The organism is Herbaspirillum sp. SJZ107 (assembly GCF_006715485.1).
GTDB lineage: Bacteria > Pseudomonadota > Gammaproteobacteria > Burkholderiales > Burkholderiaceae_D > Telluria.
On sequence record NZ_VFNH01000002.1, the window covers coordinates 861,915 to 877,728 of the forward strand.

The window sequence follows — 15,814 nt, forward strand, 5'->3', positions numbered from 1 at the left end:
GTAGTAAAAATTTGGCGCGGGTGGTAAAGTCTGTCGCACCGCACCCGTCTTTCGTACGACGTTTCCGACTCATCCGTTCGCGCCCGAGGAATCCGATGTTCAAGTTCGCGCTGGCTGCCGCCATTTCCATGATGCTGATGTTCGAACCGGCCGTGGCCGAGGCGAAATCGAAATCGAAAGGCCGTGCCGGCACGGTCAAGCGCGTCAAGGCCAAGCGTGCCGAACCCGCCAAGCTGATCGCGAAGGAAAACCGTGGCCACATGGTGCGCCGCGTCGCCATGGTGCACGGCAAGCGCAGGGTCGTGTACCAGAACGTGCGCCGCGCCGCGCCGGCCCTGGCCATCCTCAGCGCCGGCGACCTGGCCGGCCTGAACCGGACTGCCGACCCCCTCGAACTGCGTTCCAGCGTCGCCTACGTGCTCGACCAGACCAGTTCGGAAGTCCTGTTCGAAAAGAATTCCACCGTCGCGCTGCCGATCGCCTCGATCACCAAGCTGATGACCGGCCTGCTGGTGGTGCAGGCGCACCAGGACCTGGACGAAGTACTGACCGTCACCGACGCCGACGTCGACCGCCACAAGTACACCAGTTCGCGCCTCGCCGTCGGCACGCGCATGACGCGCGGCAACCTGCTGCATATCGCCCTGATGAGTTCGGAAAACCGCGCGGCCGCGGCACTGGGGCGCAATTACCCGGGCGGCATCGAGGCTTTTGTCACGGCGATGAATGCCAAGGCACGCGAACTCGGCATGAACGATACGCATTATGTGGATTCGAGCGGCCTGTCGAGCCAGAACGTGTCGAGCGCGCGCGACCTGGCGCGGCTGGTCATGACCGCGCACCAGGAACCGCTGCTGCGCCAGTACACGACCGATCCCAACTACGTGGTGCAGGCCGGCAACCGCTCGCTGCAATATTCGAATACCAATTATCTGGTGGCGCTGCCGGACTGGAACATCGGCTTGCAGAAGACCGGCTTCATCAACGAAGCAGGGCGCTGCCTGGTGATGCAGGCCATGATCCAGGGCCGCAACGTGGTGATGGTGTTCCTGGATTCGAAGGGCAAGCAGTCGCGTACGGCCGACGCCGGGCGCATGCGGCGCTGGCTGGAGGCATTGAAGCCGGCCACGATGCCGGCGACGGCTGCGGCCGGCGTGCCTGCGGCCGGCGCACCGGTGACGGTGTCGGCTTCGGCGGCTGTGCCGGCCGTTCAGTAATCTATACCGCCGGCACCACCCGGTGCCCCAGCGTCGTCGAAATCTGCGACGCCGTATTCACCAGATCTTCCAGCCATTCTTCCTGCAACCGGTCCGCCGGCGCCGAAATCGACAATCCCGCCACCAGCTTGCCGCTGTCGTCGTGGATGCCGGCCGCCATGCAGCGCACGCCCACTTCGAGTTCCTCGTTGTCGCGCGCATAGCCGCGGGCGCGCACCAGCGACAGTTCGCGCTCCAGGCGCGCCAGGTCGGTGATCGAATTCTTGGTGTGGCCGGCCAGGCCGGTGCGGGTGGCGTAGGCGCGCGTGGCTTTCGGCTCGTCGACCGACAGGAACAGCTTGCCGGTCGAGGTCAGATGGAGCGGACCGCGGCCGCCGATGGCGCGCACCACCTGCATCCCCGAGCGTTCGGAGAAGGCGCGGTCGATGTAGACGATCTCGTCGCCCTGGCGCACCGACAGGTTCACGGTCTGGCGCGTCTTGTTGTGCAGTGCACGCATGAGGTCGACGGCGGCTTCGCGCACCGACAGGCGGCTCTTGACCACGTTGCCCAGTTCCAGCAGGCGCATGCCGAGGCGGTAGGTGCCGGGTTCGACCCGGTCCACGAAGCGCGTCACCACCATGTCGTTGAGGATACGGTGCGCCGTCGACGGGTGCAGTCCCGAAACCCGCGACAGTTCCTTGAGGCTGACAGGGTCGGGATAACTGGCCAGCGCATCGAGCAGGGCGACCATGCGCTCGATCACTTGGATGGAAGTCTTCGCCGGTTCAGGGGTTTCCATTTTCATGATGTGGTTGGTGCAGTGCGGTATATTGCTCTAGTTTATACCATAATGTGAAAAAAATTGGTAAAGCCTTTAGATTGGTGTTGCGTCATCGGCAAGCTGTGTGGGCATAATGCAGATCTCACACAGCACAACGATATCGATGGATCAATCCAGTAGCGAGTTCAAGAGTAAAGGCGGCCTGAAGCGGATCGTGTCCGCGTTCCGGTATTCGATCGACGGTTTCGGGCATGCGCTGCGGCACGAACATGCGTTTCGCCAGGAATTGATGGTGGCAGTCCCGGCCACCGTGATTGCCCTGGTGCTGCCGATCTCCGCCTTCCAGAAACTGGCCCTGATCGCCGTGCTGGGTCTGGTGTTGCTGGTGGAATTGATCAACGCGTCGATCGAGGCCGTGGTCGACCGCGTGTCGCTCGAACGCCATCCGCTGTCCAAGGCTGCCAAGGACCTCGGCAGTGCAGCGGTGGCGCTGGCGATCACGATGGCGGGCGCGACCTGGGCCGTGGTGCTGTACAACCGGTTCTTTTAAAGAACCACATCTAAGGAGAAGATTATGACCTTGCGTCTGGGCGACATCGCCCCCGATTTCGAGCAGGATTCCACCATCGGCCGCATCCGTTTCCACGACTGGGCAGGCGATTCCTGGGTGGTGCTGTTCTCGCACCCGGCCGACTTCACGCCGGTGTGCACCACCGAACTGGGCCTGACTGCGAAACTGAAGCCGGAATTCGACAAGCGCAATGTCAAGGCGATCGCGCTGTCGGTCGACCCGGCCGAGCAGCACGCTGCCTGGATCAAGGACATCGAGGAAACCCAGCAGACTGTGGTGGGCTTCCCGATCATCGCCGACGCCGACAAGTCGGTCTCGTCCCTGTACGACATGATCCACCCGAACCAGTCGGCCACCGCCACCGTGCGTTCGCTGTTCGTGATCGATCCTGCCAAGAAAGTGCGCCTGATCATTACCTATCCGATGAGCACCGGCCGCAACTTCGACGAAGTGCTGCGCGTGATCGACGCGCTGCAATTGACCGACGGCTACACCGTGGCCACGCCGGGCAACTGGAAGGATGGCGACGACGTCATCATCCCGCTGACCGTGCAGGATCCTGAGCAGTTGCAGCAGAAATATCCTAAGGGTTTCAAGGCGCCGAAGCCATATCTGCGCCTGACGCCGCAGCCCAACAAATAATAGTTGGCGTGTTGATATCGTAGGGTGGGCACGGGGTGCCCACCCTACGTTCATTGAGTATCTACCAGCGTTTGTCGTAAAACGCTTCCTGCATAAGCAAATAAGGAAGCTGTCGTTTGGTTTACAGTTGAGGCACTTTACCCTTGGTACTAGTCTGAGGGTAATGAATGTCCATCACTTATATTGTTTCGGGTTTTGCAGTAGGCTTGTTGGTCGGCATGACCGGTGTCGGTGGCGGCTCGCTGATGACGCCACTGCTGACCTTGCTGTTCGGCGTTAACCCGTCGGTTGCCGTCGGCACCGACCTCGCATTCGCGTCCATCACCAAGAGCGCAGGCACTGTCACCCACCGTTCGCGCGGCACCGTGCAATGGGATATCGTGCGCCGCCTGTGCATCGGTGCGCTGCCGGCTGCGCTGCTGGCGACGCTGGCGCTCCAGTATTTCGGTCCGCTCGGCCCTGAAATCGGCCAGCTGATCCGTTATTCGATCGCCGTCTCGGTCCTGCTGACCGTGGTCGCCATCCTGTTCCGCGGCAAGATGATGGCCTGGGTGAATGCCAAGCCGGGGCGCCAGTTGCACGGCCGCAGCCTGGCCGCAGCCACCATCGCGTCGGGTGCCGTGCTCGGCACGCTGGTCACGATTTCCTCGATCGGCGCCGGCGCCATCGGCGCGACGCTGCTGGTAATGCTGTATCCGAAGCTGACCCCGGCCGAAGTGGCCGGCACCGACATCGCCTACGCGGTGCCGCTGACCGCCATCGCCGCGGTTGGCCACTGGTGGCTGGGTTCGATCAACTGGATGTTGCTGCTGACCCTGCTCATCGGTTCGGTGCCCGGCATCACCCTCGGCTCGTGGGCGGCGCGCATCGTCCCCGAACGCCTGCTGCGTGGCCTGCTGGCGCTAACGCTGGCCACGGTCGCCATCAAACTCCTTGCTTAATTAGTTAGTAAATATCTTATTAGCCGAATCATCTATGCAAATAACGAATGCTTCGTTTGCAATATGAGTGATGAGTGCGATTATCTGACCTTATTAGAAGAATTAGTAATAAGGCGATCGCATGAATCCATTGGCTTCCCGCAGCAGCGCGAACCGGGTGATCCCCGGCTTCAGGCTTTCGCTCGGGTTCACGATTTTTTACCTGGGACTGATCGTCCTGGTACCGCTGTCGGCGCTGTTCCTGAAGACGTTCACCATGACCTGGGACGCGTTCTGGAGCGCCGTCACCTCGCCGCGCGTGATGGCGTCCTACCGGCTGAGCTTCGGCGCCTCCCTGGTCGGCGCCTTCATCAACGTCATCTTCGGCGGCATCGTCGCCTGGGTGCTGGTCCGCTATAAATTCCCGGGCAAGCGCTTCATCGATGCGCTGGTCGACCTGCCGTTCGCACTGCCGACCGCGGTGGCCGGCATCACGCTGACTTCGCTGTATTCCGCCAACGGCTGGATCGGCCAGTACCTGGAAAAAATCGGCATCAAGGTCGCCTTCACGCCGCTCGGCGTGATGCTGGCCCTCACTTTCATCGGCTTGCCCTTCGTGGTGCGCACGGTGCAGCCGGTGCTGGAAGACGCCGAGCGCGAACTGGAAGAAGCCGCGGCCAGCCTCGGCGCCAGCCCGTGGCAAACGTTCATCCGCGTGATCCTGCCCGGCATCGTGCCGGCACTCCTGACCGGCTTTGCGCTGGCCTTTGCGCGCGCCACCGGCGAATACGGTTCGGTGGTCTTCATCGCCGGCAACATGCCGATGGTGTCCGAGATCACGCCGCTGTTCATCATCACCAAGCTGGAGCAGTACGACTACACCGGCGCCACCGCGATCGCCGTGGTGATGCTGATCGTCTCCTTCATCCTGCTGCTGGCCATCAACCTGCTGCAGGCATGGACCCGCAAGCGGGCAGGGAAATAATATGAGCGCAGTCCTCGATAGCGCCGTCAAAGACACGGCCACCCCAGCGCCGCGCAAGGCCACCAACACGCTGGAACCGAACTGGGTCCGCTACACGCTGATCACGGTCGCGCTGCTGTTCCTGACCCTGTTCCTGTTCGTGCCGCTGGTCGCCGTGTTCTACGAAGCCCTCAAGCGCGGCTGGGCCACCTACCAGGAAGCCATCGTCGACCCGGATGCGCTGGCGGCGATCAAGCTGACCTTCATCGCGGCCGGCATCTCGGTGCCGCTGAACCTGGTGTTCGGCGTGGCGGCAAGCTGGGCCATCGCCAAGTTCGACTTCCGCGGCAAAAGCGTGCTGCTGACCCTGATCGACCTGCCGTTCTCGGTGTCGCCGGTCATCGCCGGCCTGATCTACGTGCTGCTGTTCGGCGCCCAGGGCTGGTTCGGTCCGTGGCTGATGGACCACGACATCAAGATCCTGTTCGCGGTGCCGGGCATCGTGCTGGCGACCATCTTCATTACCTTCCCCTTCGTGGCGCGCGAACTGATTCCGCTGATGCAGGCGCAGGGCAGCGAGGAGGAAGAGGCGGCGCTGGTGCTGGGCGCGTCCGGCTGGGCCACCTTCTTCCGCGTGACCCTCCCCAACATCAAGTGGGGCTTGCTGTACGGCGTGATCCTGTGCAATGCCCGGGCGATGGGGGAGTTCGGCGCCGTCTCGGTGGTGTCCGGCCACATCCGCGGCGAGACCAACACCATGCCGCTGCAGGTCGAGATCCTCTACAACGAATACAACTTCACCGCCGCGTTCGCGATCGCATCGCTGCTGGCCCTGCTGGCGCTGGTCACGCTGGCAGTGAAATCCCTCATCGAATGGCGCCTGCACGCCGCCCGCAAGGTCAATCTGCAGATGCAAACCACGGAGCACTGACATGACGATCGAAGTCCAACACATCCGCAAGCAGTTCGGCCAGTTCACGGCCCTGGACGACGTGTCGCTGCAGTTCGACGACGGCGAGCTGACCGCGCTGCTGGGCCCATCCGGCTGCGGCAAGACCACGCTGCTGCGCATCATCGCCGGCCTGGAATTCCCGGATTCGGGCCGCGTGCTGCTCGACAGCGACGATGCCTCGGCGCGCCACGTGCGCGAACGCCAGGTCGGCTTCGTGTTCCAGCATTACGCGCTGTTCAAGCACATGACCGTGTTCGAGAACGTGGCGTTCGGCCTGCGGGTCAAGCCGCGCAAGGAGCGTCCGTCCGAGCAGCAGATCCGCGAGAAAGTGAAAAAGCTGCTCGAGCTGGTGCAGCTGGACTGGATCGCCGACCGCTATCCGCCGCAGCTGTCGGGCGGCCAGCGCCAGCGCATCGCCCTGGCGCGCGCGCTGGCGGTGGAGCCGCGCGTGCTGCTGCTGGACGAACCCTTCGGCGCGCTCGACGCCAAGGTGCGCAAGGAATTGCGGCGCTGGCTGCGCCAGCTGCACGACGAGCTGCACGTGACCTCGATCTTCGTGACCCACGACCAGGAAGAGGCGCTCGAAGTGGCCGACCGCGTGGTCCTGATGAACAAGGGCCGCGTCGAGCAGACCGGCACCCCGGCCCAGGTGTACAACCAGCCGGCCTCGCCCTTCGTCTACGGCTTCCTCGGCAACGTCAACCTGTTCCACGGCCGCGTCGACGAAGGCGTGCTGGCCAGCGGCGATGCGCGCCTGGCGACGCCGCAGCACACGGGCGTCCGCAACGGCGAGGCGATCGGCTACGTGCGGCCGCACGACCTCGACGTCGAGCGCTACGTGGCAGGCGGCGAGGGCGTGGCGGTGAAACTGCGCCGTGCCCATGCGATCGGCCCGCTGGCCCAGCTCGACCTGGAGCGCGCCGACAATGCGCAACTGATCGAAGCGGTGATACCGAATGAGCGCTTCCGCGAACTGGATTTGCGCGATGGCGAGACCCTGCTGGTCAAGCCAAAGCGCATGCATGTATTCGTCGACCAAGGGGAAGGCATATGAATTTCCAGCAGCTGCGTTCGGTGCGCGAAGCCGCGCGCCGCAACTTCAACCTCACCGACGTGGCGAATGCGCTGTTCACGTCGCAGCCGGGCGTGTCGCGCCAGATCCGCGAGCTCGAGGACGAGCTGGGCGTGGTCATTTTCGAGCGCAACGGCAAACGCCTGACCGGCCTGACCGACCCTGGCAAGGGTATCCTGAAGATCGTCGAGCGCCTGCTGGTCGAGGCCGAGAACCTGCAGCAGGCCAGCAGCGAATACGCGGCCCAGGACAGCGGCACGCTCACCGTTGCCGTCACCCACACCCAGGCGCGCTATGCGCTGCCGCAGGTGGTGCAAGCCTTCCGCAGCTCGTTCCCGGGCGTGCGCATCTCGCTGCAGCAGAGCGCCCCGGAGCACATCGCCGAATGGGTGCTGTCGGGCCGCGCCGACATCGGCATCGCGACCGAGGGCCTGAGCGCCTTCCCCGACCTGGTGTCCTTCCCGTGCTACCGCTGGAGCCACCTGGTGGTGGTGCCGGACGGGCACCCGCTGCTGGGCCAGAGCCCGATCAAGCTGGCCGACCTGGCCGAGTATCCCTTGATTACCTACGACGTCGGCTTCACCGGCCGCAGCCACATCGACGCCGCCTTTGCCAGCGCCGGCGTCAGCCCGGACATCGTGCTGACGGCGATGGATTCGGACGTCATCAAGCAGTACGTGTCACTCGGCATGGGCGTCGGCATCGTCGCCTCGATGGCCTTCGACCATGGACGCGACCGCGGCCTGCGCGCGATCGAATCGTCGCACCTGTTCGCGCCCAACGTGACGCGCCTGGCGGTGCGCCGCGGGGCTTACCTGCGGGCGTATGCGTACGACTTCATCGAGCGCTTTGCGCAGGGGTTTACCCGGGCGGATATCGAGAAGGCTTTGCATCCGGTGGTGGTGGAGTAGACCGTACCTCCGGCGACGAAATAAATTCTCCGTCGTCCGCGCGAAGGCGGGGATCCATGCTGAGCAACAGAATTCGGTATGCCAGAAGTATGTCGACTACTTCCTAAATACAGACTTCGGATCCTCAGCATGGGTTCCCGCCTTCGCGGGAACGACGGTTTGTAGCTTACTGGCCCGGATTGGTGTAGCGGGCATGAATCGCATCGATCGCCTTCACCACCTCATCCGGCAGCGTGAGCTGCTCCGCATCGATATTCTCCTTCAGCTGCGCCAGCGTCGTCGCCCCGATGATGGTCGACCCCGTGAACCAGCGCGAATAGCACCACGCCAGCGCCATCTGTGCAGGCGACATGCCATTGGCGCGCGCCAAAGCCGCATATTCCTTCACGGCCGCGAATACCGCCGGGCGCAGGTAGCGCGGGCTCCAGGTCGGCGGGTAGATCGTCAGGCGGCCGTGCGCCTGCGGGTTGTCGACGTACTTGGCGCTGAGCTGGCCGAAGGCGAGCGGGCTGTAGGCCAGCAGGCTGACCTCTTCGCGGTAGCAGACTTCGTCCAGCAGCGTGGTTTCAAAAGCGCGCGCGGTCAGGTTGTATAAATTCTGGATGGTGGCGATGCGCGGCAGGCCCTGCATCTCGGCCTGCTTGATGTATTCGCTCACGCCCCACGGGCTCTCGTTGGAGACGCCGATGTGGCGGATCTTGCCTTCCTTGATCAGGTCGCCCAGCACGGCCAGCGTCTCTTCGATCGGCACGCTGGCGCGTTCCTTCTGCGGGTCGAACTGGTTGGCGCCGAAGATCGGCACGTTGCGGCTCGGCCAGTGCAGCTGGTAGAGGTCGACGTAATCGGTCTGCAGGCGCTGCAGGCTGGCGTCGAGGGCGGCGCGGATGTTCGCCGCATCGAGGTTGTGGCGGCCGCCGCGGATCCAGGTCTGGTTCGCGTTCGGACCGGCGGCCTTGGTGGCCAGCACGATGTCGGCGCGCTTGCCGCTCTTTTTCAGCCAGCTGCCGATGAAGCGTTCGGTCGACCCCTGGGTGGCGGCGCTGGGCGGCACCGGATACATTTCCGCGGTATCGATGAAGTTGATGCCGCGCTCCATCGCATAATCGAGCTGGCTGTGGGCGTCGGCTTCGGTGTTCTGTTCGCCGAAGGTCATGGTGCCGAGGCAGACGCGGGAGACGGTGAGGTCGGTGCGGCCGAGTTTTTGCATCTTCATGATGTGTCCTGTTTCGTTGGCTCATAAACGTCGCCCCTGCGGAGGCAGGGGCCCAAGTTTGCATGAGCCATCGAAACGCTCGCAAATTGGACCCCTGCCTTCGCAGGGGCGACGGTTCATATTTTTGCAGTGTGTTTTATTTTCGTACCACGCCTTGTTTTATTTCACGCCGCGCAGCGCATTCGCACACTCGCGCACCAGCGCCGGCCCGCGATAGATCAGGCCACTGTACAGCTGCACCAGCTGCGCCCCGGCCGCGATCTTGGCCTTGGCATCCTGGCCGCGCAGGATGCCACCGACGCCGATGATCGGGATCGCGTCGCCGACTTCCTTCTTCAGCGCGCGGATCACGATGTTCGACAGGTCGAACACCGGCGCCCCGGACAGGCCGCCCTGCTGGCCGGCATGCTTCATGCCTTCGACGTCGCGCCGGTTGAGGGTGGTGTTGGTGGCGATCACGCCGTCGATGCCGTGGCGCAGCAGGGCGGCGCCGATGTTGCGGATCTGGTCGGCATCGACGTCGGGCGCGATCTTCAGCGCCAGCGGCACGTAGTGGCCATGCTTGTCGGCCAGGCGCGACTGCTCGCCCTTGAGCTCGGCCAGCAGGGCATCCAGTTCGGACGCGCCCTGCAGCTGTCTCAGGTTCTTGGTGTTGGGCGAGGAAATGTTGACCGTGACGTAGCTGGCATACGGGTACACCTTGCGCAGGCATTCCAGGTAGTCGTCGGCGGCGCGTTCGATCGGGGTGTCGGCGTTCTTGCCGATGTTCAGGCCGAGTACGCCTTGCCGTTCCTGATAGAAGCGCGACGCCCGCACGTTGGCGATGAAGGCGTCGACGCCGCCGTTGTTGAAGCCCATGCGGTTGATGATGCCGCGCGCGGCCGGCAGGCGGAACATGCGCGGACGCGGATTGCCGGGCTGGGCGCGCGGGGTGACGGTGCCGATTTCGATCGAGCCGAAGCCGAGCGCGGCCAGGCCGTCGATGTAGGCGCCATCCTTGTCGAGGCCTGCCGCCAGGCCGACCGGGTTGGGGAAGGTGATGCCCATCACCGTGCGCGGGTCCGGCGCGGGTTTGCGTACGACGCCGGTCAGGCCCAGCGCGGCCGCGCGGCGCAGGGCCGGCAAGGTCAGGTTGTGGGCCGTTTCGGCATCGAGCGAAAACAGCAGGGGACGGGCAAGCGCGTACAGGAGTTTGTCGGACATGTGTCGGTCGATCGTGAATTCACGACATTTTAACCTGTACGCGTAGGGTGGGCCGCTCTACTTTATTGGCAGATCAGCACGCAACCGGAATGCGGCCCACGCGTAAGCCGGCATGCCGCTGGCGCCACGCGCAAGTCAACGCTCCAGCACGCCCCATGCGCCATCGATGCGCGCTTCCAGTGGCCGGAAATTGATCTTGTAGGCCATCTTCGGGCTCTGTTCGATCCAGTAGCCGAGATAGACATAGGGCAGGCCCAGTTCGCGCGCCTGCTCGATCTGCCACAGCACGTTGTAGGTGCCGAAAGAGGCGCCCACCACGTCCGGATCGAAGAAGGTGTACACGGACGACAGGCCGTCGGACAGCACGTCGATGATCGAGACCATGCGCAAGGTGCCGTCCGGCTCGCGGAATTCGACCAGCCGCGTATTCACCCGGCTTTGCAGCAGGAACTGGGCATACTGGTCGCGGCTGTCCTGGTCCATGCCGCCGCCGACGTGGCGCGTGGTCTGGTAGCGCAGGTAGAGCGCGTAGTGCTCGTCGGAGAACGACAGGTTGGCGACCATCGCCGTCAGGTCGCCGTGGTGCTTCCAGGCGCGCCGCTGGCTGCGGTTGGGCACGAAATCGTTCACCGCCACGCGCACCGGGATGCAGGCGCGGCAGCCGTCGCAGTACGGGCGATAGGTGAAGATGCCGCTGCGCCGGAAACCGTTGCGCACCAGTTCGGAGTAGACGTCCGCGTTGATCAGGTGCGACGGCGTGGCCACCTGCGAGCGCGCCTGGCGCGCATCGAGATAGCTGCACGGGTAGGGCGCCGTGGTGTAGAACTGCAGCGTGGAAAAGGGCAGATCGTTTAGGTGCGTCATGCAATGCTCTCGGGACGACATGTAGGCTCATTGTAGCCAAAGACGGCGCACCGCAACGTTAAGTCGTCAACGGTGGCGCGACTTCCCAGTGTTCGATTGGCGCTTCCGTGATGGCGTGGCGCAAATGCTCAAGAAATTGACTGCGCGGGATCGGCTTCGCACCCAGCGAGGCCAGGTGTCCGGTTTCCTGCTGGCAATCGAGCATGCGCACGCCGTGGCTGCGCAGGAAGGCGACCAGGTAGGCCAGCGCCACCTTGGACGCGTCCGACACGCGTGCGAACATCGATTCGCCATAGAACATGCGGCCGATGCAGACGCCATAGGCGCCGCCGACCAGTTCGCCGTCCAGCCACACTTCGGACGAATGCGCATACCCCATCCGGTGCAGGCCGCCGTAGCCGGCGATGATGTCTTCCGAGATCCAGGTGCCGGGACCATCCTTGCGCGGGGCGGCGCAGGCGCGCATCACCTGTTCGAAGGCGCTGTCGAAGCGCACGTCCCAGCCGCTGCCGGCAGGCTCGGCGCCCGTCGTTTTTGCCGTGCGCGCGCGCTCGACCTTGCGCAGGGTTTTCTTGAGGCTGTCGCTGATCTTGAAGGCATCCGTATGCAGCACCATGCGCGGGTCGGTGCTCCACCACAGGATCGGCTGGCCTTCCGAAAACCACGGAAAGATGCCGTTGCGGTACGCCTGCAGCAGGCGCCGCGGCGACAGGTCGGCGCCGGCCGCGAGCAGTCCGGGCGCATCGGTCGTCAGCGCTTCGGAGACGTCGGGGAAGGGCGTGTTCGCCTCGAGCCAGGGAATCATGGCGGTGCTCGCTCGGGCCGGTCAGTCGGGTTGTTCCGGGGCCGGCTCGTCGGCGCGACGCATGGGACGCGTGACGTCGCCGCCGTGGAAACCGTAGTCGCCGCCCGCTTCGCGGATGCGGGCACGGTCGGCGAAGAACAGCTCCAGCGTGGTGCGGATGGTGGGGAAGGCGAGGTCGTCCCACGGGATCTCGTCTTCGGCGAACAGGCGCACGTCCAGGCTTTCGATGCCGGCCGCGAAATCGAGGTCGAGCAGCTCGGCCAGGTAGAACAGGTGGACCTGGTGCACATGCGCCACGTTCAGCAGCGTGAACAGCTTGCCCAGCCTGACGTTGGCGCCGGCTTCTTCCTCGGTCTCGCGCACCGCGGCCTGCTCGGTGGTTTCCTCGTTCTCCATGAAGCCGGCCGGCAGGGTCCAGTAGCCGTAGCGCGGCTCGATCGCACGCTTGCACAGCAGGATCTTGAATTCGCCTTCGCGCTGCCACACTGGAATCGAGCCGATCACCAGCTTCGGGTTCTGGTAATGAATGGTGCCGCAATGGGTGCACACGTAGCGTGGACGGTTATCGCCTTCGGGGATGGCCACCGTCAGCGGATGGGCGCACTCGGAGCAGAATTTCATAGAAAACAAAGGTTATGGGCTTGCCCTTACTTTACACCGTAATGCGGCGGCTGTGCCGCCCCCGGACAGGCGCGATGGGATCGCCATTGCCTAAATCGGCCAGGCCCCGTATAATACGAACCATCAGACGCGGGGTGGAGCAGTCTGGCAGCTCGTCGGGCTCATAACCCGAAGGTCACAGGTTCAAATCCTGTCCCCGCAACCAAATTCAAGGCAGTGTCGATCAAGACACTCCCTCAAAAAGCCCGGTCGACACTGCGTCGACCGGGCTTTTTTTCGTTTCTCGCGTCATTCCAAAGCGGTTTCAGGTGTACGATTGCCTTTGCGCTAATAAAATCTGCTATATTCAATGTCGATTAGGAAAGATTTTTTGCCTGCCGATTGAAGTTCAGCGATTTTCATCCGACTATGAGCGACGCGACATTGAAAGTTATGCAACCCGCCCTGCCGAGGGTGCTGGTCAGCATCCTCAACTGGAACGGGACCGCCAAGACCCTGGCCTGCCTGGATTCGGTGAAAAACGAAGTGGCGGTTGCCCCTGCCGACGTGACGACGCTGGTCATCGACAACGGGTCGCGTAGCGAGGAAGCGGCGGCGCTGTCCGCGGCCTTGGCGGCGCGCGACGTGGTGCTCGAATGCCTGCCGCAGAACCTGGGCTTCACCGGCGGCCATAACGTCGCCATCGAACTGGCGATCCGCGAAGGCTACGATTACATCTGGCTGCTGAACAACGATTCCACGGTCGAGCTTGGCACCCTGCGTGAGCTGGTTGCGGAACTCCAGGCCCATGCCCGTTGCGGGGCGGTATCGCCGGTTCTGCGCGACATCCATGACGGCCACATCGCACGCTGCGTCAACTACCATGACTGGAACAAGCGAAAGACCCGGCTCATCCTCGACATCGAGGAGGCGCGCCGCTTCCAGGACGCACATCCTGAAGAAGTCTGGGTCGACGGCACCGCGGTGCTGTACCGGGTGCAGGCGCTGAAGGATACCGGGCCGCTGGACGACCGCTTGTTCGCATACTACGACGACGACGATATCGGCATGCGCCTGGTCAAGCATGGTTGGATGGTCCGCTGTGCCCTGAATGCGACGGTGTTCCACGAAAACCGCAAGGAACTCGAAGAGTTCCCGCTGTACCTGGTCTATCTGCTGCAGCGTAACGAGATGCTGTTCCTGGATACGCATACGCCGCCGGCCCACCGTCGCCTGTTGCGCCTGAAGCTGGTGGACAAGGCCATGTACGACGCCGTCCGCTATCGCGAATATGGCCGCTACACCTACAGCGACGCGGCCCTGCTCGGCATGTGGGACTACCTGCGCGGCCGCTTTGGTCCGCCCGCGCATCAGCGCAAGGTGCCGCTGTTCCTGCGCACGGCCTGCGTCCTCGCGCAGCGCGTGTACGCGATCAAGAACGCGAATGCGCGCAAGGCGTCCAGACGAGGACTTGCGCCGGAACAGCACCAGTCGACCTGAGCCAAGGCGGCTCGACACAGCGCAAATCCCGTTCAAGCTGACGCAACAGTGTCGGCGTGCGCCGGTCAAACCGGCGTTGCCTGACATTGACCAATGGAGCATGCGTTCATGATTACCGTTGACGAGATAAACGAAGCCTGGGGCTGGGTCGGCCTGGATGCGGCCGAGGTGCTGGGCGAAAACGCCTTCGGCAACCTCATCATCCGCGATGCGGACGGGATGTACTGGCGCCTCTCGCCCCAGGACCTGCGCTGCGAACCGGTGGCCGAAGACCGCGCCGCCCTCGATGCGCTCTCCTATAACCAGGATTTCCTGCGCGACTGGTACATGCCCGAGGCCGTGCACCTGGCCGAGTCCACGCTCGGACCGCTGGCGGCCGGGCGCAAGTACTGCCTCAAGATCCCGAGCGCGCTCGGCGGCCATTACGGCAGCGACAACCTGGCCACCGTGCCGCTGTCCGAACTGATCCGGTTTGCCGGGGAGGGCGCGCAGCAGTTCGAGGGCTTGCCACGTTTGAACTGAGAGCCGCGCTTACCGGAAACGCTTCAGGATGCCGATCTGTAGCAGGTCGCGGTCATTGGTCCGGCGGAAGGTCTTGACCCGGTTGAAATTGACGAAGGCGCGGGTTGCGCTCGACAGCGCGTGCTCGGCCTGGAAACTGATCAACAGGTTGGCACGCGTCTTGTCGTCTTCGTCGCGGTCGTTGCGGGCGACGTAGGGGCCCACGCCCGCGCTCATCGCAAAGCGCGGCGTCACCTGCTGCACGTAGGAGAGCTGGGCGGCGACGCCGTCGCGGTCGACGCGCCGGCCGTCGTCGCCTTCCCAGATCAGCTTGCCGGACACGGCCCAGTGCGCGAAGCGTTCATCGAGGTATTTGCGGGCTTCCAGCACGCCGGCATTCGCGCCATCGGTGCCCGACATGTTGGTGATCGACCTGCCGATCGAGCCGCCGAACCACCACGGGCCGGTCTTCGGTTCGGTATCGGGTTCGGGCTGCGCCGGTCCGAATTGGCGCCCGACGCCGAGCAGCACGGCGGCCGAACGGTGCGCGCCGGGCATCCATGCGTAATTCACGCCCAGGCGCAGGTGGGTGCCGGGCGGCAGCGAGCGCAGCGGCAGACGCAAGGCGCCCCCCAACAGCAGGCCCAAGTGCGAATCGTCGAACTCGCGGCCATCGATGGTGGTCGTGTTCATGCTCAGGTAGGGGCCGATGCCCAGTTCGCCGGTGAGGGTGCTGCCGAGCGGACGCACGCCCACCCATTGCAGGGCGAAGCCGTCACGGTGGTTGTTGTCGGGATGGCCCTCGTTGTAGTGGACGAAGTCGATGCGTCCCGGGCCGAGTGGGGAGGGCTCTTCGCGTCCGGCGCGCGCCTCGAAGGCGCGGCGGCCCATCGAGCGCGAGCCGCCGGGGGCGTCGTCGCGGTTGCCGCCGTAGATGCGGCCGTTGCCGAACTCCAGGGACAGGTAGGCGCCGGGACCCTCGCTGTCGGCGGGCGCGGCGCCTGTTTGCGCCTGGGCGGGACAAGCCGCGCTGCCCAGTAGCAGCGCCAGGATGGCGGTTCTCGGAGTCACGGGATCCTCGCTGAGTCGGCTTATGCCGTTGGAATGTACGGCCAG

The 15,814-nt window shown here is 64.3% G+C and carries 17 protein-coding genes and 1 tRNA gene; 11 read left to right on the plus strand and 7 right to left on the minus strand.

Going from position 1 to position 15,814, the window contains the following annotated elements; genetic code table 11:
- Nucleotides 1–95 precede the first annotated feature (95 nt).
- Nucleotides 96–1,217, plus strand: coding sequence for a D-alanyl-D-alanine endopeptidase (pbpG, locus tag FBX97_RS13480; RefSeq protein ID WP_141832386.1), 1,122 nt, complete (start codon nt 96–98; stop codon nt 1,215–1,217).
- A 1-nt stretch (nt 1,218) separates the two neighbouring features.
- Here pbpG and FBX97_RS13485 read toward each other — a convergent pair whose 3' ends face one another.
- Nucleotides 1,219–2,004, minus strand: a complete 786-nt coding sequence (locus FBX97_RS13485; protein ID WP_141832388.1) for an IclR family transcriptional regulator — start codon at nt 2,002–2,004, stop codon at nt 1,219–1,221.
- A 139-nt stretch (nt 2,005–2,143) separates the two neighbouring features.
- Here FBX97_RS13485 and FBX97_RS13490 point away from each other — a divergent pair, with 139 nt between their 5' ends.
- The 7 genes from FBX97_RS13490 to FBX97_RS13520 all read left to right on the plus strand — a co-directional run bounded on the left by FBX97_RS13490 (nt 2,144) and on the right by FBX97_RS13520 (nt 8,012).
- The gene (locus FBX97_RS13490; RefSeq protein ID WP_141832390.1) at nt 2,144–2,530 is read left to right on the plus strand and encodes a diacylglycerol kinase; all 387 of its coding nucleotides are present in this window, start codon (nt 2,144–2,146) and stop codon (nt 2,528–2,530) included.
- A gap of 24 nt (nt 2,531–2,554) precedes the next feature.
- Nucleotides 2,555–3,193 (plus strand): peroxiredoxin, encoded by a 639-nt coding sequence (locus FBX97_RS13495; RefSeq protein WP_141832392.1) that lies wholly within the window; start codon nt 2,555–2,557, stop codon nt 3,191–3,193.
- Nucleotides 3,194–3,360: 167 nt separating this feature from the next.
- Nucleotides 3,361–4,134 (plus strand): sulfite exporter TauE/SafE family protein, encoded by a 774-nt coding sequence (locus tag FBX97_RS13500; protein WP_141832394.1) that lies wholly within the window; start codon nt 3,361–3,363, stop codon nt 4,132–4,134.
- 121 nt (nt 4,135–4,255) lie between these two features.
- A complete protein-coding gene (cysT, locus tag FBX97_RS13505) occupies nt 4,256–5,098 on the plus strand; it encodes a sulfate ABC transporter permease subunit CysT (RefSeq protein ID WP_141832396.1) in 843 nt (280 codons plus the stop codon).
- A gap of 1 nt (nt 5,099) precedes the next feature.
- Nucleotides 5,100–6,008, plus strand: a complete 909-nt coding sequence (cysW, locus tag FBX97_RS13510; RefSeq protein WP_141832398.1) for a sulfate ABC transporter permease subunit CysW — start codon at nt 5,100–5,102, stop codon at nt 6,006–6,008.
- 1 nt (nt 6,009) lies between these two features.
- On the plus strand, nt 6,010–7,083 hold the full coding sequence (locus FBX97_RS13515) for a sulfate/molybdate ABC transporter ATP-binding protein (protein ID WP_141832400.1): 1,074 nt from the start codon (nt 6,010–6,012) through the stop codon (nt 7,081–7,083).
- Complete coding sequence (locus FBX97_RS13520) at nt 7,080–8,012, plus strand: CysB family HTH-type transcriptional regulator (RefSeq protein ID WP_141832402.1); 933 nt, start codon at nt 7,080–7,082, stop codon at nt 8,010–8,012. Before FBX97_RS13515 ends, FBX97_RS13520 begins: the two co-directional genes overlap by 4 nt.
- A gap of 166 nt (nt 8,013–8,178) precedes the next feature.
- On the opposite strand, the gene FBX97_RS13525 is transcribed toward FBX97_RS13520, so the two are convergent.
- The 5 genes from FBX97_RS13525 to FBX97_RS13545 form a co-directional block, all read right to left on the minus strand.
- Nucleotides 8,179–9,225 (minus strand): aldo/keto reductase, encoded by a 1,047-nt coding sequence (locus FBX97_RS13525; RefSeq protein WP_141832404.1) that lies wholly within the window; start codon nt 9,223–9,225, stop codon nt 8,179–8,181.
- Nucleotides 9,226–9,384: 159 nt separating this feature from the next.
- Complete coding sequence (locus FBX97_RS13530) at nt 9,385–10,428, minus strand: quinone-dependent dihydroorotate dehydrogenase (RefSeq protein ID WP_141832405.1); 1,044 nt, start codon at nt 10,426–10,428, stop codon at nt 9,385–9,387.
- Between the two features lie 135 nt (nt 10,429–10,563).
- Nucleotides 10,564–11,292, minus strand: coding sequence for an arginyltransferase (locus FBX97_RS13535; RefSeq protein ID WP_141832407.1), 729 nt, complete (start codon nt 11,290–11,292; stop codon nt 10,564–10,566).
- 58 nt (nt 11,293–11,350) lie between these two features.
- Nucleotides 11,351–12,097 carry a leucyl/phenylalanyl-tRNA--protein transferase gene (gene aat, locus FBX97_RS13540; protein ID WP_141832409.1) on the minus strand — a complete coding sequence of 249 codons (747 nt, stop codon included), beginning with the start codon at nt 12,095–12,097 and terminating at the stop codon, nt 11,351–11,353.
- 21 nt (nt 12,098–12,118) lie between these two features.
- Nucleotides 12,119–12,718: an NUDIX hydrolase gene (locus tag FBX97_RS13545; protein WP_141832411.1), complete on the minus strand. Its 600-nt coding sequence runs from the start codon at nt 12,716–12,718 to the stop codon at nt 12,119–12,121.
- A 128-nt stretch (nt 12,719–12,846) separates the two neighbouring features.
- On the opposite strand from FBX97_RS13545, the gene FBX97_RS13550 reads away from it, so the two are divergent.
- The 3 genes from FBX97_RS13550 to FBX97_RS13560 all read left to right on the plus strand — a co-directional run bounded on the left by FBX97_RS13550 (nt 12,847) and on the right by FBX97_RS13560 (nt 14,719).
- A tRNA-Met gene (locus FBX97_RS13550) sits at nt 12,847–12,923 on the plus strand.
- Nucleotides 12,924–13,150: 227 nt separating this feature from the next.
- The gene (locus FBX97_RS13555; RefSeq protein WP_185748585.1) at nt 13,151–14,197 is read left to right on the plus strand and encodes a glycosyltransferase family 2 protein; all 1,047 of its coding nucleotides are present in this window, start codon (nt 13,151–13,153) and stop codon (nt 14,195–14,197) included.
- Between the two features lie 108 nt (nt 14,198–14,305).
- The gene (locus FBX97_RS13560) at nt 14,306–14,719 is read left to right on the plus strand and encodes a T6SS immunity protein Tdi1 domain-containing protein (RefSeq protein WP_141832415.1); all 414 of its coding nucleotides are present in this window, start codon (nt 14,306–14,308) and stop codon (nt 14,717–14,719) included.
- 9 nt (nt 14,720–14,728) lie between these two features.
- Here FBX97_RS13560 and FBX97_RS13565 read toward each other — a convergent pair whose 3' ends face one another.
- The gene (locus FBX97_RS13565) at nt 14,729–15,769 is read right to left on the minus strand and encodes a hypothetical protein (protein WP_141832417.1); all 1,041 of its coding nucleotides are present in this window, start codon (nt 15,767–15,769) and stop codon (nt 14,729–14,731) included.
- Nucleotides 15,770–15,814: the final 45 nt, after the last annotated feature.